The organism is Streptosporangium album (assembly GCF_014203795.1).
In the GTDB taxonomy this organism is placed as follows: Bacteria; Actinomycetota; Actinomycetes; order Streptosporangiales; family Streptosporangiaceae; genus Streptosporangium; species Streptosporangium album.
This window is the reverse complement of sequence record NZ_JACHJU010000002.1, coordinates 1,022,607-1,040,817: the sequence shown is the minus strand read 5'-3', so window position 1 is coordinate 1,040,817 and position 18,211 is coordinate 1,022,607. Positions and strand designations below refer to the sequence as shown.

Below are 18,211 nucleotides of genomic sequence, written 5' to 3'. Positions count from 1 at the left end.
AATGGTCAGCGACTCGCCTTTGAGCCGACTGTTACGGACCCGGACCGGTTGAGACCGGGTCCTTGAAAGCTAAAAATATCCTATATCTGCACTTCAGAGTCGTTTCGCCCCGTCGGACCCGTCCAGGAGAGACCCTCGGAAGGGCGCTCACACCGGCGGGAACGGGCCCAGGCATCCGTCACAGACCGGCCCCTTCCCCGTCACCTCGGCGACACCTTCACCCGGCACCGGCCGCGCATTGAACTCGGCGGCCCCACTCGGTTACGTTGCCCGGTGTGCGCACCCCCCCGACACGGCTCGCCGGCGCCGTTCTGGCCGGCGCCCTCCTCACCGGCTGCACCGGGACCGGCCCGCCGGAATCCGCCGCCCCCTCCGTCACCCCCACCTACGACCTGGCCCCCCGCCCGGTCCGCCCCGGCGAACGCGCCATCCACGCCCGGCCGGTCACCGACGGCGACAACCGCTTCCAGGTGATCGGCCTGCAGGCGGGCATGAGCAGCTTATTCGGCACCCACGCCGAATGGCAGGCCAAAGGCCAGTACGTGGTCGTGCGCATCGTCGTGGAGAACCCCGGCCGCGCCAACTCCCGCTTCGACGCCAAACGGCAGAAGCTCATCGCCGCCGACGGCACGGCCTACGGCATCGACAGGTCCGCCCAGGCCATCAAACGCCAGCCCGACACGCTCCCCCTCGGCGCCGAGATCAGAATCGAACTGGACCTGTGGTTCGACATCCCCAAAGAGGCCAAGATCGCCGCGATCCAACTGTTCGGCGACCCGCCGCTCGGCGTCGGCGGCAGCACCCAGGGCGTCAAGGTGCCCCTCACCTGACCAGGCGGGCCCGCCGCGCCACGAGTGCGCGACGGGCCCGCCCGACCTCACCTGGTACGGCTCACACCTGCTCGCGCGGCACGCCGCCTCCGGACGCGTCACCCTCCGGCGCGTCACTTCCCACTGCCTCGCCCTCCGCCGGAGCGGCCTGCTCCGCCGTCGTGCCGGACCGCTCAACCGGCACCTCGTGCGCGAGACCACCGCCGAGATAGGCGGCCTGCACATCGGGGTCGTTGAGCAGGTCGACCGCGGGCGCGCTCTTGACCACCGCCCCGGTCTCCAGCACATACGCCCGATGGGCCAGCTTCAGCGCCTGCTGGGCGTTCTGCTCCACCAGCAGCACCGTGGTGCCCCGGCGGTTGATCTCCTCGATGATCGAGAAGATCTGCTGCACCATCAGCGGCGCCAGACCCATCGACGGCTCATCCAGCAACAGCACCTTCGGCTTGGCCATCAACGCACGGCCGATGGCCAGCATCTGCTGCTCACCGCCCGACATCGTGCCGCCCATCTGCGTCCGGCGCTCGGCCAGACGCGGGAACAGCTCGTAGACCTCCTTCAGGTCCGCGCCGAAGTCCCCCGAACGCGTGTACGCGCCCATGAGCAGGTTGTCGTGGACCGTCATGCCGGGGAAGACGCCCCGGCCCTCGGGAGCCTGCCCCAGCCCCGCCATGACCCGCTTGTGGCCGGGCATCTTGCTGATGTCCTTGCCGTCGAAGTGGATGCTCCCCGACGACAGGCCACGCAGACCCGAGATCGTCTTCAGGGTCGTGGTCTTACCCGCCCCGTTCGCCCCGATGAGCGTGACGATCTCGCCCTCGTTCACCTCGACCGAGATGCCCTTGAGCGCCTCGATCTTGCCGTAGTGGACATGGATGTCCTTGATCTCAAGAAGCATCTGCGGGAGCCCCCAAATACGCCTCGACGACCCGGGGGTCGTTCCGCACCTCGTCCGGCAGGCCATCGGCGATCTTCTGACCGAAGTCCAGCACCGCGATGCGGTCGCTGATGCCCATGATGAGGCTCATGTCGTGCTCGATGATCAGAATCGTCCGGCCGGCGTCCCGGATGTCCCGGATCAACTGCTGCAGCGCCACCTTCTCCGCCGGGTTCATACCGGCGGCCGGCTCGTCCAGCAGCAGCAGCTTCGGCTTGGTCGCCAGCGCACGGGCGATCTCCAGCCGCCGCTGGTCACCGTAGGGCAGATTCTTGGCGTGGTCGTTCGCCCGGTGGGAGATCCCGACGAAGTCCAGCAGTTCCATCGCCAGCTCACGGCCCTCACGCTCGGCCCTGCGGTGCCAGGGAAGCCCCAGCGCCACGCTGACCATGCCCGAGCGGTGATGGGCGTCCGCACCCACCATGACGTTCTCGATCGCCGTCATGTTGTGGAACAGCCGGATGTTCTGGAACGTACGGGCCACACCCCGCTTGGTGATCTTGAAGCGCTTGATGCCGCTGATCTTCTCACCCTCGAAGCGGACCTGACCCTCCGTCGGCTGGTAGACCCCGGTGATCACATTGAAGACCGTCGTCTTGCCCGCGCCGTTCGGACCGATCAGAGCGAAGATCTCACCCTCGTCGATGGTCAGGTTGACATCCTTCAGCGCCGTGACACCGCCGAACCGCATGACCAGACCCTGCAGCTCCAGCATCGCCCGGCCGCTCCGCTCCTGGCTCACCTCAGCGCTCACTTGGAAGCCACCTCCTCACCATGCGACTCCGGCCCGGGCACCTCGGCCCCGAGCGTGCCCATCCCGCCCGCTCCCTCCTTCAGCTCCGCCTTACGCTGACGCGACGGCAACAGCCCCTCGGGACGGAAGATCATCAGCGCGACGAGCACCGCACCGAAGATCAACATGCGGTACTCCTGCAGACCGCGGAACCGCTCCGGCAGCCACGCCACCACGAACGCGCCCAGCATGACGCCCGGCAGGTTGCCCGCACCACCCATGACCACCGCGGCCAGGATCGTCGCCGACAGCAGGAACTGGAAGTCGTTCGGGTTGAGCGAGATGACCTTGGACGCCCACAGCACGCCCATCGCGCCGCCGATCGAGGCACCGATCGCGAACGCCAGCATCTTGAACCGGAACGTCGGCACGCCCATGACCTCGGCCGCGTCCTCGTCCTCGCGGATCGCCGCCCACGCCCGCCCGACCCGGCTCTTCTCCCAGCGCTTCACCAGGATGATCACAATCACGGCCAGCGCGACCAGCAGGTAGTAATACGGCCGCGGATCCAGCACGCCGTACTTGAAGAACTTCACCCCGAGCAGATCGTAGAGATCGACGCCGAAGACGTTCAGCTCGTCGATGCTCGGCGGGTGCGGAATACCCCGGATGCCGTTCGGACCGCCGATAGAGTCGGTGTTCCGCGCGGTGATCCGGATGATCTCACCGAAACCCAGCGTCACGATCGCCAGATAGTCACCGCGCAACCGCAGCGTCGGACCGCCCAGCGTGATGCCCGACAGGGCGCAGATCCCGATGCCCGCCAGCAGGATCAGCCAGAAGTTCCAGCCGAGCTCCGTGCCGATCAACGCCATCGCGTAACCGCCCACGGCGTAGAACGCGACGAAACCCAGGTCCAGCAGACCCGCCTGACCGACCACCACGTTCAGACCGATGGCCAGCACCACATAGGTACCGATCGGGAAGAACAGGATGCTCGCCCAGTCGGTGTAGGGCGACATGAAACTACCGATGCTCTCCGACGGCAGAAGCAGGGCTCCGACGATCAGAACCACATAGAGGATCCACCGCTGCCAGCCGGGCGTGTTCAGCCAGCGATCATGCATGACGTCGCCGTAACGGCCGAACTGTTCACGGAAACGTGCTTGGAGATTCTGTTTCATGCGCGCGCCTGCTGGAGTGATTCACCGAGAATTCCGGTGGGGCGGAACATCAGGACCAAGACGAGGATGGTGAAGGAGATCACGTGCTTCCAGTCGGAACCGAAGAAGATCGCCCCGTAGTTCTCCACCAGACCGAGCACGACCCCCCCGACAAGCGCACCCCGCAGATTGCCGATGCCACCCAGCACCGCCGCGGTGAACGCCTTGATACCGAAGAGGAATCCGATGATGTAACTCGTGTTCTCGTACGAGATCAGGTACAGCGCGCCGGCCACACCGGCCATGCCGCCACCGATGAGGAACGTCATCCGGACGATCTTGTTGATGTCGACGCCCATCAGCACGGCCGCCTCGGGATTCTGCGCCGTGGCACGGATACCACGACCGATCTTCGTACGGTTCACCAGCGCGTCGAGCGCGACCATCATGCCGACCGCCGCCACGATCACCAGCACCTGGTCCACCCGGACCGAATGACCGAAGATCGAGAAAAGCTCGGTCCGCTCCATCAGCCGGGGCAGAGCCATCTGAATACGACCCTGCTGCGGACGGTTGAAAACACCCGGGATCACCAGCAGGGCGAACAGCTCCTGCAGGAAGATCGAAGCACCGATCGCCGAGATGAGAGCCGCCAGCCGGGATGCCCCGCGCTTACGCAACGGCCGGTAGGCGATCTGCTCGAGCGCGATCGCCGTACCCGCGGAGGCCAGCATGCCGGCCAGGATCATCAACACGATCACACCCACCAGGGCGAGACCCGTGAGCGCCGAATTGATACCGAGGACGAAAGGGACGAACATCGCCCCGAAGGTTCCGATCATGAACACTTCGGAGTGCGCGAAGTTGATCAGCCGCAGCACGCCGTACACCATCGTGTACCCAAGCGCGATCAGGGCGTAAATCGAGCCGAAGGCCAAGCCGTCGATCGTGGCCGGCCAGAACTGATTGATGAAGTCATTGAGCACTAGGGGTTACCACTTCTAGCGGGGGTCGCCTGCACTTCCGGTAGCACACCACTTCCAGCACGACCTCGTAGACCCTCTGGAAGAACGCCGGGAGCGGGAACCCATCGCGGCGTTCCCGCTCCCGCACGCCAACTACCTCACGTCACCGAGGTCGGGGATTAGCCCAACTTCGCCTCGGTGGCCTTGCCCAGCAGGGCGATGGCGCCATTCTTGACCTGGTAGATGTAAATGTCCTTCGCCTCGACCTCACCATTGGGCGCGAACTTGACCTGCTTGGAGACACCGGCCAGATCAACGGTCCCGATGAAAGCGTTGATCTTGTCCGGAGTGGTGTTACCGGCCTTGAGCGCCTCGGCGAACACCGTCGCCGCGTCATAACCCTCAGCCGCGTAAATCGCCGGGTCGGCGCTGTAAGCGGCCTTGTAGGCGTCGGCGAAGCCCTTGACCTTCGCGTCCGTCACATCCGGCGTCGCGATGTAGCACGGGCAGCCGACGAGAGCACCCTCCGCGTTCGCAGCACCGGCACCGTCGATCAGACCCTTGTCCAGCGAACCGTCACCGGAGAAGAACTTCGCGTCCTTCACACCCTTGTCACGGAGCTGCTTGAGCAGGTTGCCAGCCGCCGCGTAGTAACCACCGAAGAAGATGGCATCCGGCTTCGACGCCGCCACCTTGTTCACCACCGAGGAGTAGTCACTCTCCGCCGGGTCGAGCGAGTCGTTCGTGACCTTCGCACCCTTGGTGGCCAGCTGCCCACGGACCGCGTCGGCCAGCGGCTTGCCGTACTCCGACTTGTCGTCGATCACGAAAACGTTCTTCGCGGCGACGGGGCCCGCGATGAAGTCCGCGATACCGGGACCCTGGACACTGTCGTTCGGCAGCACGCGGTGCCAGAACTTCCAGCCGTTCTCAGCGAGCTTGGTGTTGGTCGCCGAAGCACTGATGCTGGGGATCTGCGCCTCCTCCAGCACCGGACCGACCTGCGCCGACTCACCCGAGAACGCCGGGCCGAGCAGGCCGACGACCTTGTCGGTCTTAATCGCCTGCTGCGCCAGCGCGACAGCCTTGGACGGGTCACCCTGGCTGTCGTACTCGACCAGCTCGACCTTCACGGCCGGGTTGGTCTTGTTGTACTCGTCGAAGACGAGCTTCGCACCGTTCCTGGGGGGGATGACAATGCCGGCATTGGGACCGGTCAGGTCACCCATAAAGCCGATCTTGACTGTGCTGGGAGCGGCAGCACTGGAGCCGCCGTCCGCCGGCTTGGCGTCCGTGCCGCCGTCACCACAGGCAGCGAGACCAAGGGTGAGCGCCACACCGGCAGCGAGCACTCCACCGAGGCGAGCAGTCTTAGGCCGCAAGGTTGCCTTCCTTTCGCCCGATCCCGCGTCAGGACCGAGTTCACAGATGCCCTCCCCTGACGGAGTGGCCAGGGGGTCGTTGTCGGTTAGTACAGCCAGCCGATGTCACGGGTCGATACAGGACAGCCACCAGTTATCGTTTCGTTACAACACCGATCCTTTTCGGCTACCAGGACAAAAGCCATGGTCACCGGCAACCTCGCCCACCCACCCACCATGATCACTCCAGGTACACGAAAGCCCACGCACCCCCTTGACTCTCGGGAACACGCGGGCTTAATCACACAAGGATCGCCCCGACCACGGCACGGCGGAACACGACGCCCCGGCAGGGCCAGGCACGACAGAGCGCCCCCACCCCCTCCCAGGCGCCCTCAAAGCCCCCTCAGAACCTCAGACCTCCCCCGGCCCTCAGACCTCCCCAGACCCCTCAGACCCGACCGGACCAGGCGTCCCGTCCACCACCACCTGCGCCACCTGACGCATACTCAACCGCCGATCCATCGACGCCTTCTGAATCCACCGGAACGCCTGCGGCTCACTCCACCCGTGCTGCTCCATCAACCGCCCCTTCGCCCGCTCCACCAGCTTCCGCGTCTCCAACCGCTCAGAAAGCGACCCCACCTCCCGCTCCAGCGCCGCGACCTCCTCATGCCGGCTCACCGCCATCTCGATCGCCGGCACCAGATCCGACTTCGTGAACGGCTTCACCAGATACGCCATCGCCCCCGCGTCCCTGGCCCGCTCCACCAGATCCCGCTGCGAGAACGCGGTAAGGATCAGACACGGCGCGATCCGCTGCGACACGATCTGCTCGGCGGCCGAGATTCCGTCCAGGATGGGCATCTTCACATCCAGGATCACCAGGTCCGGCCGGTGCTCCACCGCCAGCTTGACCGCGGTCTCCCCGTCCCCGGCCTCACCGACGACGGCGTACCCGTCCTCTTCAAGCATCTCCTTGAGATCGAGACGGATCAGCGCCTCGTCTTCCGCGATCACTACGCGCCGCTGAGTACTCACGAGCAAGAGAGTACCGATGTCCGCTAGATTGGGACCACGCCGGTGCCCGACACTGATCCAGTTCTGGGTAAGCTCATCACTGGCACACAATCCGGACAAGTCCGGAAATATAGGCCGGAATGGCGAAATGGCATACGCGGACGCCTCAAAAGCGTCTACCTGAAAGGGTGTGCGGGTTCGAATCCCGCTTCCGGCACCTACTTGGCCAGAGCTTCGATCTCGAAAAGGCCCTATCTTCGATCGCTGCTCAGCCAACCCAGTCTGTCACTCGCCGCATTCATCTCAAAACCGTCGGTGACCGCTGGCATGGTTACTCCATGCACCCCCGTGAAACCGTTGATCGCGCCCTTCGACTCTCCGCCCTCGGCTTCAACGACCGTCAAGTCGCCGGATTTTGCGGCGTCTCCCTCGGTGCCGTTCAGAAATGGAGGACCGGGATACGGCGAGCACACGAAGAGGAGGACGGCAGGCGATCCCGTTCATGCCCTCGCTGCCATGATCGAGCACTCGATGAGGCGACCTATGCCTATCCTTTGGGGCTGTACCTCGGCGACGGCCACATCGTGCTCTGCCGTAAAGGCGTCTACCAACTCTCTATCGCTTGCTGCGATGGCTGGCCAGGACTCATGGAGGAAGCAGCGGACAGCATGGCCAAGGTGATGCCCACTTCTTCTGTGAGCCGTCGCCAGAAGATAGGTTGCACGGAGGTCAAGAGCTATTCCAAACACTGGTCGTGCCTCTTCCCTCAGCACGGTCCTGGACGCAAACACCTGCGAAAAATCATGCTGGAGGACTGGCAACAGAAGATCCTCGAGGCACACCCCGGCCTGTTCGCACGAGGCCTGATGCACTCGGACGGTTACCGTGGCCTGAACCGGGTGCGTCGCCACTTCAACGGAAGCGATCACTGGTACGAATACCCTCGCTATCTCTTCAAGAACGAATCCAAGGACATCCTCGAGTTGTGCGGCGAAGCACTCGACCTGCTTGGCGTGGACTGGCGCTATTCCCGCTACAACACCATCTCCGTCGCGAAGCGGGAGGCGGTCGAGCGACTGGATGAGTCCGTGGGGCCAATGTCCGGAAGGTTCGGGGCACCTCAGATCCAGTAGGTTGCCCGGAGGGGACGGATCCGGGTCGACGGCAGGGGTGAGTGGTGGGCCGCGTTGAGGGGGGTCGCGTCGGCGTTCCGGGGGGTTTTCCGGCTGATGTCCGGTTGGCTGGGCATGGTCTGGTGTTGCGGGAGTGGGGCGACGGTGATCTCGCGGCGATGGTGGGGTTGTTCGACGATCCGGATGTGGCGTATTGGACGCCGTTGGTCTCGCCGTTCGATCTGGGTGCGGCGCGGGTTTATCTGAAGCGGGCGCGGGAGCGGCGGGCGGCGGGGTTGCGGGTTCAGTTGGCGATCACGGCCGATGGGGGTGAGCCTCTGGGTGAGGTGATGCTCATGTTGTCGGGGGTGGGCCTGGATGTGGCGGAGATCGGTTACATCGTGGGGGCGGCGCATCGGGGGCGGGGGTTGGCGGGCCGGGCGGTGCGGGTGATGACGGATTTCGCGCGTGGCACGGTGGGGGTCGCCCGTCTGTTGCTGGAGATCGAGGCGGGTAATGCGGCGAGTGCGGCGGTGGCGCGTGCGGCGGGGTATCGGTTGACGGAAGCGCCGCCGATTCTGGCGGAGGAGAAGGGGCGTTCGGTGGCTCTGCGGACGTGGGAGTGGCTGTAGGGGTTTCGGATGGTGTGGGGTTTGGCATGATCCGCCATGAATACAACCGAAACCCCACCAAAATGGACTAGGACCGAAATCCCCATTTGGGATTCTTGCTCTTCGTAGTCCGGTGCTGCTCGTTGGTGTCCAAGGGATGAGACGCGACAGGTGTGCCGGGAGCACCGGAGTAGTCCTCTCGCGCAACTCCGCTCCGACCTGCGTGGATGTCGAAGCCTGGCGGTGGGTTGTGATCTTCCTTCACGCCCGAAACGGGCATTTTGGCGCATGTTGAATTTTCATCTCTTGACGGCGAGAAGCCCGGATAAGTAGGAATAATCTGCCTTACCACTTGTGAATACCTGACAGGGCAAAAACCCTGTTTGGGGCTATGGGGGGGTGAATGCTCGAAGCGATGCGCGAGGACCCTTCGTCCGCCTCGCTGCCCGGCCCGTCGTCTGCCTCTCCGACACCGACATCACCTCCGACATCACCCCCGGCGCCCGCTCCGGCATCGGCTCCGCCGGCGGAGCGGCCCGTGGCGCCGGAGCCGTTCCCGTCGAAGTCCCCGGTCCCCGCCGGCTGGACGTCCGGCCCGCCCCGTACCGTTCCCGGCGTCCCCCTGTGTGATCTCATCGCCGCCCAGGCCGCGCGCACCCCTGACGCCCCGGTGATCCGCCAGTGGGACGTCCTTCTCACCTACCGCGAGCTGCTGTCCGCCGCCGGCGCGCTGGCCGTACGGCTGCGCGCTCTGGGGGTCGGCCCGGAGACGCGGGTGGGGCTCTGTGCCAGGCGTACGCCGTTTCTGCCTGTCGCCGCGCTCGGCGTCATGCTGGCGGGCGGGGCTTACGTCCCGCTGGATCCGGGGCATCCGCGGCGCAGGTTGCTGGAGGTGCTCGACGACGCGTCGATACCGGTCGTGGTGGTCGACGGGCATGGCCGTGCCCTGCTCGACGGCTGTGGCCGCCCTCTGGTCGGGCCGCGGACGGGGATCGGGGACGGGGTCGGTGTGCCGGAGGGAGGCCTGGTCCGGCCGGGGAACGCGGCTTATGTGCTGTACACCTCGGGGTCGACCGGCCGTCCCAAGGGGGTGGTGGTGGATCATGCCTCCGCGGCGGCGTTCGTGTCGGCGGCGGTGGCTCATTTCGGTCTGGACGGGTCGTGCCGGTCGATCGCGTTCTCGGCGCTGGGGTTCGAGGTCTCGGTGCTGGACATGTTCGCCCCGTTGACGGCGGGCGGGTGCGTGCAGCTCGTGCCCGATGAGGATCGGGCCGATCCGGCGCGGCTGCAGCGGTTCCTGGAGGCGCACGAGGTCACGTGGGGGTTCGTCCCGCCGGCTCTGCTGCCGCTGGTCGATCCGGCGGGGTTGCCGCATCTGCGGGATCTGGTCACGGCGGGTGAGCCGCCCGGCCCGGAGCAGGTGGCCCGCTGGTCGGGGGGTGCGCGTTTCCACAACTGGTACGGGCCGACGGAGACGACGGTGTGCGTGGTCGGCGCGGAGCTGTCGGGGGTGTGGGATCGGCCGTTGCCGATCGGCCGCCCGCTGGGTGGTTGCCGGGCGCATGTGCTGGACGGGGAGATGCGGGAGTGCCCGGTGGGGGTCGCGGGCGAGTTGTACATCGGTGGCCCGCAGGTGAGCCGGGGTTATCTGGGCCGGCCGGGGTTGACGGCGGAGCGGTTCGTGCCGGATCCGTTCGGGGGTGTGCCGGGGGCGCGGCTGTACCGGACGGGGGACCGGGTGGCCTGGCGGGAGGACGGCCGGATCGCGTTCATGGGGCGGCTGGACCGTCAGGTGAAGGTGCAGGGGCAGCGGGTCGAGATCGGCGAGGTCGAGTCGGTGGTCCGGGCTCATCCGGGGGTGTTGCAGGCGGTGGTCGACGCGCCGGGTGAGCTGGTGGCGTATGTCGCCCCGCTGGACGGCCCGGATCTGGCGGCGCTGCGGGAGCACTGCGCGGTGCGGCTTCCGCCGTACATGGTGCCGACCCGGGTGGTGCGGGTCGCGGCTCTGCCGTTGAACGCGTCGGGCAAGGTCGATGTCGAGGCGCTGCGGGCGGTGGCGGGGCGGGTGGTGCCGGGCGGGGGTTCCGGGGGGTTGGCGGGGATCTGGGCGCGGGTGCTGGAGGTTCCCGATCCGGTCGCGGAGGACAACTCCTTCGAGATCGGCGGTCATTCGCTGGCGATCGCCGCGGTGCAGGCGCGGCTGGTCGCGGCGGTGGGCCGGGAGGTTCCCATCGTGGACCTGTTCCGCCATCCGACGATCCGCGCCCTGGCGGCGCATCTCGACGGTGGAGGCCACACCCCCGGCCTCGACCGTGCGGCCCGCCGTCTCGCCGTGCGGCGGGACCGGCTGAAGGACCGCCCCCAGAGACCGAACTGATTCTCTCACCGGCGCCACCGCGCCTCAGGCAAGGAGAAAGGGACCCACGCATGGCCGAGGAACCCACCGTGGAGCCGATCGCGATCATCGGCCTTTCGTGCCGGGTGCCGGGAGCCGGAGACGCCGGGCAGTTCTGGCGCAATCTCGCCGACGGAGTCGAGTCGCTCACCCGTTTCACCCGTGAGGAGCAGCGGGCGTTCGGCGTGTCCGAGCGTGCGCTGGACGATCCGAACTTCGTGTCGGCCGCCATGATGCTGGACGACCATCAGGGGTTCGACGCCGCGTTCTTCGGTATGTCGATCAGGGAGGCGGAGGTCCGGGATCCGCAGCACCGGCTCTTTCTGGAGCTGGCGCACACGGCTCTGGAGGACGCGGGTTACGACCCGTTCAGGTATCCGGGTGAGGTCGGGGTCTACGCCGGTTCGGGGTCGGACTTCTACCAGTGGATCAACATCCGGAGTAACGCCCAGGCGCATGCGAACGCGGGCTGGCTGGCCGTCATGGTCGGCAACCATGTCGACTACTGCGCGACGTTGTCGTCCTACAAGCTGGATCTGCGCGGTCCGAGCTACACGCTGCACACGGCGTGCTCGACGTCGCTGGTCGCGGTGCACGTCGCCGCCGAGGCGCTGCGCAACGGCGAGTGCGACATGGCGCTGGCGGGCAGCGCGATGCTGGACCTGCCGCAGGGGCAGGGGTATGTCTACGACGAGGACGGCATCGTCTCCCCCGACGGTCACTGCCGGGCGTTCGACGCGAAGGCGGCGGGCACGATCTGGGGCAGCGGCGGCGGGGTGGTCGTGCTGAAGCGGCTGTCGGAGGCGCTCGCCGACGGTGACAACATCCGGGCGGTGGTGCTGGGCAACGCGATCAACAACGACGGGGCGAGCAAGGTCGGGTTCTCGGCGCCCAGCATGGACGGGCAGGCCGCGGTGATCGCGCAGGCTCTCGGTGTGGGTGGGGGTCGTCATGGCGACCGGCGGGATCGGCGCGATCCTCGGCGCGACCCTGTCGGTGCGGACCATGCGCCGCCTGGGTATCGGCCCCACCCTGCTGTGGAGCACGATGATCGGCAACTGCGCGCTGCTGCTGGTGCCGTTCGCCTCCGGCTCGGTCTGGACGGCCGCCGTGATGCTGGGCGCCTCCCAGTTCATCGTCTGGGCCAGCAACCAGATCTTCTTCGTCAGCAACATGACCCTGGTCCAGTCGATCACCCCGCCGAACCTGCAGGCCCGGGTGATCGGCACGGTCTACTCCCTCGGACTGATCCCCGCCCCGCTCGGCGCGCTGGGCGCGGGTCTGCTCGGCGAGGCCCTGGGCCTGCGCCCGGCCATCCTCGTCGCGGTGGTCGCCGGCGCCATCCTGCCGATCCTGCTGCTGGTCTTCTCCCCCATCCCGAGGACCGGGGAGATCCCTCACCCGTGAAGGCGTCCGCCGATTCGGATGGTGGTGAACGGTCGCCTCAGGTGTCCCAAACCCTAAAATCAATTACCTAATATCGTAGCATTCTGCAATTAACTACTTACCCTAAGTAATACAGTTTCATAACAATGCTGCTCGGAGGGCCGAAACCGGGGAACCCGATACATGTGGCAGGTGTTGCCACGGCACGAGCACCTCTCCTTTTGGAGCCCCCGATGCCCGACCCTCAAGGAAAAGATCCGCAGCGGCCCCCCGTCCCCGAGCAGCCCCACCCACGCCCCACACCTCCCGGGAAGCGTCGCCGTCCCGGGAGACGCACCCGGATGACGGTCGCGGCCGGAGTGATCATCGTGATCACGCTGGTCGGCGTCGTCGTCACCGCCGTCGGCTGCGGCGGCAACTGCGGCAGGGACACCTTCGGTGAACCGGTGGACAGGTCGGCGAAGAACCGGGCGATCGGCATCGGCAAGAAAGTGCGGGAAGGCTCGTTCGAGTTCACCGTCACCAAGGTCACCACGGCGTCCAGCGTGGGCGACGGCCCCCTCGCCCGTAGAGCCAGAGGAAGGTTCCTCCTCGTGCACCTCACCGTCCGCAACATCGGCGGCGAGGCCCGGATCTTCTTCGGCGACAACCAGAAGGTGTCCGACGACAAGGGACACGAGTACCTGGCCGACAGCAACGCCGCCACCTCCGATCCGCACTCCAAGAGCCTCTACGAGGAGATCAAACCCGGTGACAAGGTCAGCGGCGTGGTCGCCTTCGACGTGCCGAGGGACAGGAAGGTGACGACGATCGAGCTCCACGAGTCGATGTTCTCCGACGGGGTCCACGTGCCCCTGAAGTTCTGAGACCGGCCGTGGTGCCCTCCGCTCACACGCCCGGCCCCGGCGGGCGCACACGGCTGCGGCCTCCCCCTCCCACGGCCCCGGCGAGCCGGTCTCACTCGGCGAGGCTCGCGTCCGGATGCCTGCCGGGGCCGGCGGACACGGACAGCTCCCCGGCGGAGTCGACGAGTCGTGTCACCGCATCGGCTCGCACCCCGGGTCGTGCGCGCAGGAAGTCCAGCGCGGCGACCGCGTCGGCCGCCAGGTCGTCCATGGTCGCGTCGCGCCACTCGCCGGATGATTCACCGAAGGCGTCCTTCTCGCAAGTCCGGTGGCCTGCGCAGGTCTGCTCACCTTGCCGAGTGGTAGCGGCTCGATGCACCGCCAGGCCTTAGCCGCTGCCGACGGTGCCGAACGCGGCGCCTGTCTGGTCGGCCAGCGTCACCGCGACCAACCGGGCCTGCAGGGGCGGGATGGTTCCCGGTGTGGGATCGAGCATGAACCGGCCGTAGAAGCGGCCGTTGCCGAACGTGCGCAGCTCGATCTCCCGATTGGGCAGGCCCAGCCGGTCGACATCCCAGCGTTTGCGGCCCCAGACCACAGTGCCGTCCGGTTCGAGCCGGGGTGGATGGCCGATCAGGCTGCCGTACTCGAAACGGCACCCGCGTAAATGCAGCAGAGTGGTGAGCTGGGCCGTGACGTGGTCGACCACCGTGTCGGGCTCCTTCGCGGACTGGGCCAGCTCGGCGGTGTCGTGGATCCGGGCCAGGTAGTCGGCGTCGGTGATGGCGACCACCTGCAGCCGCCGGGCGCGGGCGGCCAGCTGCGAGACCGCCAGGCCCACGACGAGCAGAAGGACCGCGGTCTGAATGTCTACGGACTTGGTGACGGCGAAGCGCTGGTAGGGCTGGGTGAAGAAGAAGTCGAACCACACCGCGGCCGAGAGCGCCGCGAGTCCGCCGGCCAGACGGTTGCCGTTGGCAGCGACCGCGACCACGATCACGACCAAGATCAGGGCGATGCTCGTGTTCGGCAGACCGGCGCGAAACGTCAGCAGCACCACCGCGACGGCCAGCGGGGCCACCAGCGCGGCCAGCAGCGCGAGGCGATCTCTGTCCAAGTAACGGGGCATCGCTGCCACCTCCCGGATCACGTATTCGCCGAGGTCAACGCCCTACTCCTACCCAGCTGCGCATGATCCACCAAGCATCCGCCCCCGCCTCGCCGGACGTCACCGGGCGCCGGGGCCTCCGGCGTGACCTCCCGCAGGCCGAGGCGTCAGGCGGCCAGCTCCGCGACCAGCTCCAGCTGCTCCAGGCGGAGCCGCAGGGTGGGGGTGACCAGGCCGACGATCAAGCTGGTCGCCCCCGCCTCGCGGTAGGCGGCCACCCGCTCGCGCAGCTTGCCCGCCGGGCCGCACATCGTCATCGCGTCGACCAGCGCGTCCGGGAGCAGGGACATCGCCTCCCCCTGCCGCCCGCCCAGGAACGCCTCCTGGACCGCCTCGGCCTCCTTGCCGGAGCCGAGGGAACGGGCCAGGCGGTTGTAGAAATTGGTCCGGCGCGAGCCCATGCCGCCCAGGTAGAGGGCGAGCATGGGCCGCATCATGTCGAAGGCCAGCTCCTCGTCCTCGTCGACCAGCGTCAGGACCATCGGGGCGACGTCGAAGCCGTCCAGACTCCGGCCCGCCCGCTCCGCGCCCCGGCGCAGCTGCGCCGTACGCTCGGCCAGGTGCTCCGGCGGGAAGTGGATCGCCAGCCAGCCGTCGGCCAGCTCACCGGCGAGCGCGGTGGTCTCCGGGCCCATGGCGGCCAGATAGACCGGCAGCCGCGCCTGGACCGGGAACACGCCGAGGGAGAGCTCCTTGCCCAGGTCGATCGTGGCGGCCGTCATCGCCGCCACCACGGGTTTGCGCCCCGACATCTGCAGCACCCCGGTGCCCAGGCCGATCCGCTCGGTACGGCCGGCGATCCAGGCCATCAGGGCGGCCGGGTCGGTGCCGTAGGTCTCGGCCGCCCACACCGAGCCGTACCCCAGCCGCTCGGCCTCGTGGACCAGGGTGAGATGGTCGGCGGGACCGAGGCCGGCCCCGCCCCAGTAGCTCATGCTGTAGCCCAGGCGCATCCGATCTCCTCTGCGATGACGGCGGCGAGCCGGTCGGGGGCCTCCTCGGCCAGCCAGTGGGAGGCGTCGAGCTCACGCAGCGACGGCCTGGAGACGCTCTGCCTACGCCAGCCGAGCAGCCCGCCCCGTGACACCGAGCCGTCACGCCTGCCGTACAGGACGGTGATCGGGGTGGGCAGGGGCGGTCCCGGACGGTGCCGGTAGCCGGCGAGCATGCCGAAGTCGGCGCGGAGCGCGGGTTCGAGAACCGGTCGGAGCACCTCGCGCTCGGCCACCTCTGCCGGGACCCCGCCGAGCTCGATCAGCTGCTCCCAGAACAGCCACGACGGCAGGGACGGCAGCCTGCGCAGCAGGAGGACGACGTCGGGGGCGGCGAACGAGCCGACCAGCAGCCTCTCGGGGCCCGGGGGCGCGCCGGGATCCGTCGCGGGTGACAGCTCGGCCAGGCGGCGGCAGACCAGATAGGCCAGGAGCGCGCCGCTGCAGTAGCCGAACAGCGCGTACGGCCGGCGTGCGGTCGCCAGCAGGTCGCCGGCCAGCAGGTCGACCAGCGCGTCCAGGTCGGTCAGCGGCGGCTCGGCCAGCCGGGCCTGCCTGCCCGGCAGGTTCACCGCCCACACCTCGACCTCGGGAGGGAATCTCGCGGCCAGGTCGGTGAGGGACGCGGGGCCCCCGCCCGCGTTCGGGAAGACGTAGAGCCGGAAACGGCCCTCGGCCCGCTCCCCCACCGGCACGAACCACGACGCGCTCAACGGTCTGCCCCTTCCGCGGTCTCTCCGGCCTCCGTGAGGAACGCCGCCAGCTCGGCCGGGATCGGGTGGTCGAAGACGGCCCGCACGGTGACCGGCCGCCCGGCGAGCTCCTCCAGCGGCGCGATCAGCCGTACGGCGAGCACCGAATGACCTCCGTTGAGGAAGAAGTTGTCGTGTTCGCCCGGTCCCGGGCGTCCCAGCGCCTCCCGCCACAGTCGCAGGACACCCCCGGCGAGCTCCGGACCGGGCACGGCCACAGACTCCGGCGCAAGGTCGTCCTCGGGTACGGCCAGCCCCCGGTAGTCGATCTTTCCGTTGGCGGTCGTCGGGAGACGCTCGACGAGCACGATCCCCGAGGGGACCGCGTAGTCCGGCAGCCGGGACCTGGCGTAGCGCCACAGCTCCTCCCGCGCGGCGGCTCCCGCCTCCTCATCGGGCAGGTGCGTGGGCGGCACGAACGCCGTCATCCTGTCGTCGTGGACGATGACCGCCGCGGCCTTGACCGCCGCCGCGGAGGCCAGCAGCTCGTCGTAGGTGACCACCCGGTCGCCGTCACGGACCGCCGTACCCCGGTGGGCGGCGACCCGCTCCGGCAACGTGGGCGGGCCGCTCCACCGGCGGCCGGTGTCGTTCAACCGGCCGAGCAGCTCCCGGTCCGCCGGGGAGAACGCCTCCAGCTCACGCTGCGGCCGGTCGGCGTCCTCGGCCGCCTGCCGGAGCAGCGAGGTCATCCGGGCGACGAACGCGGCGATCTCCGCCTCGTCGTGGACCTCCGTGCTGTGCCAGACCCGGACCGTCAGCCGGTCCGGTTCCTGTACGGCGATGCACTGCAGATCCAGGCGGCCGCGGTCGAACAGGTCCTCGACGTACTCGGGCACGGCACCGCGGATGCGGACCTGCTTGTCGGTCCACGGCCGGTAGTTGAACATGTGCCGGAAGAGCGGCACCCGCCAGTCCCCGGTGCCGTGGCCACGCGCGACCAGCACGGCCTCCACCGACGCGTCGGCGTGCTCACGCCGTACCCGACGTGGCCGCGCATCGCGGCCGTCCTGGTGGAGACCGGCACCCCGGCCACCAGCTCGGGACCGGCGCCGTGACCGCGCAGGGCCAGCAGGAAGGCACTGGTCAACACGATGTTGTCGGTGGTGCGCAGACCGGTGCGCAGCCTGTCCAGTGCCTGCCTCGTCGGCGCGTCCACCTCCCACGAGCGCGGCGGGCAGCGGGTCCTGGCCCGTCTGCGCGTCGTAGAAGCCGCCCAGCTCCTCCACCAGGAACTGCATCGACGTCGCGTCGATGACGATGTGATGGCCGACCAGGCAGACCACGCTGCCCGCCCCGTCCGGCAGCGTGAAGTGGGCCGCCCGGAACAGCAGATCACGGGCCAGGTCGAAGGGCCCGTCCAGGAACGCCTGAAGGTCGGCGACCAGCGTCTCCTCCGTGGTCTGCCCGTTCACCAGCGTGATCTGCGCGTCCTGCGGGGCGGTGAGATGCCGGACGGGCGCCCCGTCCACCTCCGGGAACCTCAGGCGCAGCGCGGGATGCCGCTTGAGGAGGCGGTTCACCGCGTTCCGCAGGGGGAACGAGCGCAGCGGCTCGCGGGTTCTGAACGCCACCGCCAGATTGGACACCCCGCTCGTCCCCGCCAGGTGCTCCAGCACCCAGAACGAGTAGGGCACGGCTCCCAGCGCCCGCATCGCCCGGGGGGAAGTGGAAACGCACCCTCCGGGCGCCGGCGGCCTCACCCGCGGTCCTGGCGCCGGCCAGGGCGGCCGCGGTGGCGGCGGTGGCGGCGGAGCAGACGACGGCCCCCCGCGCCGGGCGCGCCGGGCGGCCCCGTTGCAGGGTGGCCACGGCGTCGGCGAACCGGGCCTCGCCGAGGGCCGCGAAGAAACCCGCCAGGCTCTGCCGTACGGCCTCCGCCTCCTCGGCCGTGCGGCCGGACCACACGACCACCCGGGGCCGGGCGTCGGCGCGCAGACG

18 protein-coding genes, 1 tRNA gene and 1 pseudogene are annotated in these 18,211 nt (G+C 68.3%); 8 read left to right on the top strand and 12 right to left on the bottom strand.

Going from position 1 to position 18,211, the window contains the following annotated elements; translation table 11 throughout:
- Nucleotides 1–275: 275 nt before the first annotated feature.
- Nucleotides 276–830 carry a DUF4352 domain-containing protein gene (locus FHR32_RS28635; protein WP_184757610.1) on the top strand — a complete coding sequence of 185 codons (555 nt, stop codon included), beginning with the start codon at nt 276–278 and terminating at the stop codon, nt 828–830.
- Between the two features lie 61 nt (nt 831–891).
- Here the strand turns inward: FHR32_RS28635 and FHR32_RS28630 are convergent, their stop codons facing one another.
- From FHR32_RS28630 to FHR32_RS28605, 6 genes are all read right to left on the bottom strand, one after another.
- Complete coding sequence (locus FHR32_RS28630) at nt 892–1,728, bottom strand: ABC transporter ATP-binding protein (RefSeq protein ID WP_246467459.1); 837 nt, start codon at nt 1,726–1,728, stop codon at nt 892–894.
- Nucleotides 1,718–2,482 carry an ATP-binding cassette domain-containing protein gene (locus FHR32_RS28625; RefSeq protein ID WP_184757881.1) on the bottom strand — a complete coding sequence of 255 codons (765 nt, stop codon included), beginning with the start codon at nt 2,480–2,482 and terminating at the stop codon, nt 1,718–1,720. The genes FHR32_RS28630 and FHR32_RS28625 overlap by 11 nt, the downstream gene beginning before the upstream one ends.
- Before the next feature lie 35 nt (nt 2,483–2,517).
- On the bottom strand, nt 2,518–3,684 hold the full coding sequence (locus FHR32_RS28620; protein ID WP_246467458.1) for a branched-chain amino acid ABC transporter permease: 1,167 nt from the start codon (nt 3,682–3,684) through the stop codon (nt 2,518–2,520).
- Complete coding sequence (locus FHR32_RS28615; RefSeq protein WP_221466247.1) at nt 3,681–4,601, bottom strand: branched-chain amino acid ABC transporter permease; 921 nt, start codon at nt 4,599–4,601, stop codon at nt 3,681–3,683. The genes FHR32_RS28620 and FHR32_RS28615 overlap by 4 nt, the downstream gene beginning before the upstream one ends.
- A gap of 206 nt (nt 4,602–4,807) precedes the next feature.
- Nucleotides 4,808–6,010 (bottom strand): branched-chain amino acid ABC transporter substrate-binding protein, encoded by a 1,203-nt coding sequence (locus tag FHR32_RS28610; RefSeq protein WP_184757608.1) that lies wholly within the window; start codon nt 6,008–6,010, stop codon nt 4,808–4,810.
- A gap of 411 nt (nt 6,011–6,421) precedes the next feature.
- Nucleotides 6,422–7,030 carry an ANTAR domain-containing response regulator gene (locus tag FHR32_RS28605; protein ID WP_312882738.1) on the bottom strand — a complete coding sequence of 203 codons (609 nt, stop codon included), beginning with the start codon at nt 7,028–7,030 and terminating at the stop codon, nt 6,422–6,424.
- A 113-nt stretch (nt 7,031–7,143) separates the two neighbouring features.
- On the opposite strand from FHR32_RS28605, the gene FHR32_RS28600 reads away from it, so the two are divergent.
- The 5 genes and pseudogenes from FHR32_RS28600 to FHR32_RS44825 all read left to right on the top strand — a co-directional run.
- Nucleotides 7,144–7,226, top strand: a tRNA-Leu gene (locus FHR32_RS28600).
- Nucleotides 7,198–8,142, top strand: a complete 945-nt coding sequence (locus FHR32_RS28595) for a hypothetical protein (RefSeq protein WP_312882737.1) — start codon at nt 7,198–7,200, stop codon at nt 8,140–8,142. The genes FHR32_RS28600 and FHR32_RS28595 overlap by 29 nt, the downstream gene beginning before the upstream one ends.
- Nucleotides 8,143–8,264: 122 nt before the next feature.
- Nucleotides 8,265–8,753 carry a GNAT family N-acetyltransferase gene (locus tag FHR32_RS28590; protein WP_312882736.1) on the top strand — a complete coding sequence of 163 codons (489 nt, stop codon included), beginning with the start codon at nt 8,265–8,267 and terminating at the stop codon, nt 8,751–8,753.
- A gap of 517 nt (nt 8,754–9,270) precedes the next feature.
- On the top strand, nt 9,271–11,109 hold the full coding sequence (locus tag FHR32_RS28585; protein WP_312882735.1) for a non-ribosomal peptide synthetase: 1,839 nt from the start codon (nt 9,271–9,273) through the stop codon (nt 11,107–11,109).
- 50 nt (nt 11,110–11,159) lie between these two features.
- Nucleotides 11,160–11,873: pseudogene (locus tag FHR32_RS44825) on the top strand (beta-ketoacyl synthase N-terminal-like domain-containing protein); the annotation flags it as partial.
- Here FHR32_RS44825 and FHR32_RS44820 read toward each other — a convergent pair.
- Nucleotides 11,846–12,025, bottom strand: coding sequence for a hypothetical protein (locus tag FHR32_RS44820; RefSeq protein ID WP_246467927.1), 180 nt, complete (start codon nt 12,023–12,025; stop codon nt 11,846–11,848). The pseudogene FHR32_RS44825 and the gene FHR32_RS44820 overlap by 28 nt on opposite strands.
- Before the next feature lie 53 nt (nt 12,026–12,078).
- Here FHR32_RS44820 and FHR32_RS44815 point away from each other — a divergent pair, with 53 nt between their 5' ends.
- Both FHR32_RS44815 and FHR32_RS28575 read left to right on the top strand, forming a co-directional pair.
- On the top strand, nt 12,079–12,534 hold the full coding sequence (locus FHR32_RS44815; RefSeq protein WP_246467926.1) for an MFS transporter: 456 nt from the start codon (nt 12,079–12,081) through the stop codon (nt 12,532–12,534).
- A 320-nt stretch (nt 12,535–12,854) separates the two neighbouring features.
- Nucleotides 12,855–13,379 carry a DUF4352 domain-containing protein gene (locus tag FHR32_RS28575; protein ID WP_184757605.1) on the top strand — a complete coding sequence of 175 codons (525 nt, stop codon included), beginning with the start codon at nt 12,855–12,857 and terminating at the stop codon, nt 13,377–13,379.
- A 91-nt stretch (nt 13,380–13,470) separates the two neighbouring features.
- Here the strand turns inward: FHR32_RS28575 and FHR32_RS28570 are convergent, their stop codons facing one another.
- From FHR32_RS28570 to FHR32_RS28550, 5 genes are all read right to left on the bottom strand, one after another.
- Nucleotides 13,471–13,629 carry a hypothetical protein gene (locus FHR32_RS28570; protein WP_184757604.1) on the bottom strand — a complete coding sequence of 53 codons (159 nt, stop codon included), beginning with the start codon at nt 13,627–13,629 and terminating at the stop codon, nt 13,471–13,473.
- 117 nt (nt 13,630–13,746) lie between these two features.
- Nucleotides 13,747–14,487: a DUF4118 domain-containing protein gene (locus FHR32_RS28565; protein ID WP_184757603.1), complete on the bottom strand. Its 741-nt coding sequence runs from the start codon at nt 14,485–14,487 to the stop codon at nt 13,747–13,749.
- Nucleotides 14,488–14,633: 146 nt separating this feature from the next.
- Nucleotides 14,634–15,479: an LLM class flavin-dependent oxidoreductase gene (locus FHR32_RS28560; protein WP_184757602.1), complete on the bottom strand. Its 846-nt coding sequence runs from the start codon at nt 15,477–15,479 to the stop codon at nt 14,634–14,636.
- Nucleotides 15,458–16,231 carry a thioesterase II family protein gene (locus FHR32_RS28555; protein WP_184757601.1) on the bottom strand — a complete coding sequence of 258 codons (774 nt, stop codon included), beginning with the start codon at nt 16,229–16,231 and terminating at the stop codon, nt 15,458–15,460. The genes FHR32_RS28560 and FHR32_RS28555 overlap by 22 nt, the downstream gene beginning before the upstream one ends.
- Nucleotides 16,228–17,925: a condensation domain-containing protein gene (locus FHR32_RS28550; protein ID WP_184757600.1), complete on the bottom strand. Its 1,698-nt coding sequence runs from the start codon at nt 17,923–17,925 to the stop codon at nt 16,228–16,230. The genes FHR32_RS28555 and FHR32_RS28550 overlap by 4 nt, the downstream gene beginning before the upstream one ends.
- Between the last annotated feature and the right edge of the window lie 286 nt (nt 17,926–18,211).

Coding starts and splice junctions, on each gene's coding strand:
- FHR32_RS28575 (WP_184757605.1), top strand. CDS start 12,855: ATGACGGTCGCGGCCGGAGTGATCATCGTGATCACGCTGGTCGGCGTC.
- FHR32_RS28630 (WP_246467459.1), bottom strand. CDS start 1,728: ATGCTTCTTGAGATCAAGGACATCCATGTCCACTACGGCAAGATCGAG.
- FHR32_RS44820 (WP_246467927.1), bottom strand. CDS start 12,025: ATGCTGGGCGCCGAGAACCCGACCTTGCTCGCCCCGTCGTTGTTGATC.
- FHR32_RS28550 (WP_184757600.1), bottom strand. CDS start 17,925: ATGCGGGCGCTGGGAGCCGTGCCCTACTCGTTCTGGGTGCTGGAGCAC.
- FHR32_RS28570 (WP_184757604.1), bottom strand. CDS start 13,629: ATGGACGACCTGGCGGCCGACGCGGTCGCCGCGCTGGACTTCCTGCGC.
- FHR32_RS28560 (WP_184757602.1), bottom strand. CDS start 15,479: ATGCGCCTGGGCTACAGCATGAGCTACTGGGGCGGGGCCGGCCTCGGT.
- FHR32_RS28565 (WP_184757603.1), bottom strand. CDS start 14,487: ATGCCCCGTTACTTGGACAGAGATCGCCTCGCGCTGCTGGCCGCGCTG.
- FHR32_RS28620 (WP_246467458.1), bottom strand. CDS start 3,684: ATGAAACAGAATCTCCAAGCACGTTTCCGTGAACAGTTCGGCCGTTAC.
- FHR32_RS44815 (WP_246467926.1), top strand. CDS start 12,079: ATGGCGACCGGCGGGATCGGCGCGATCCTCGGCGCGACCCTGTCGGTG.
- FHR32_RS28625 (WP_184757881.1), bottom strand. CDS start 2,482: ATGCTGGAGCTGCAGGGTCTGGTCATGCGGTTCGGCGGTGTCACGGCG.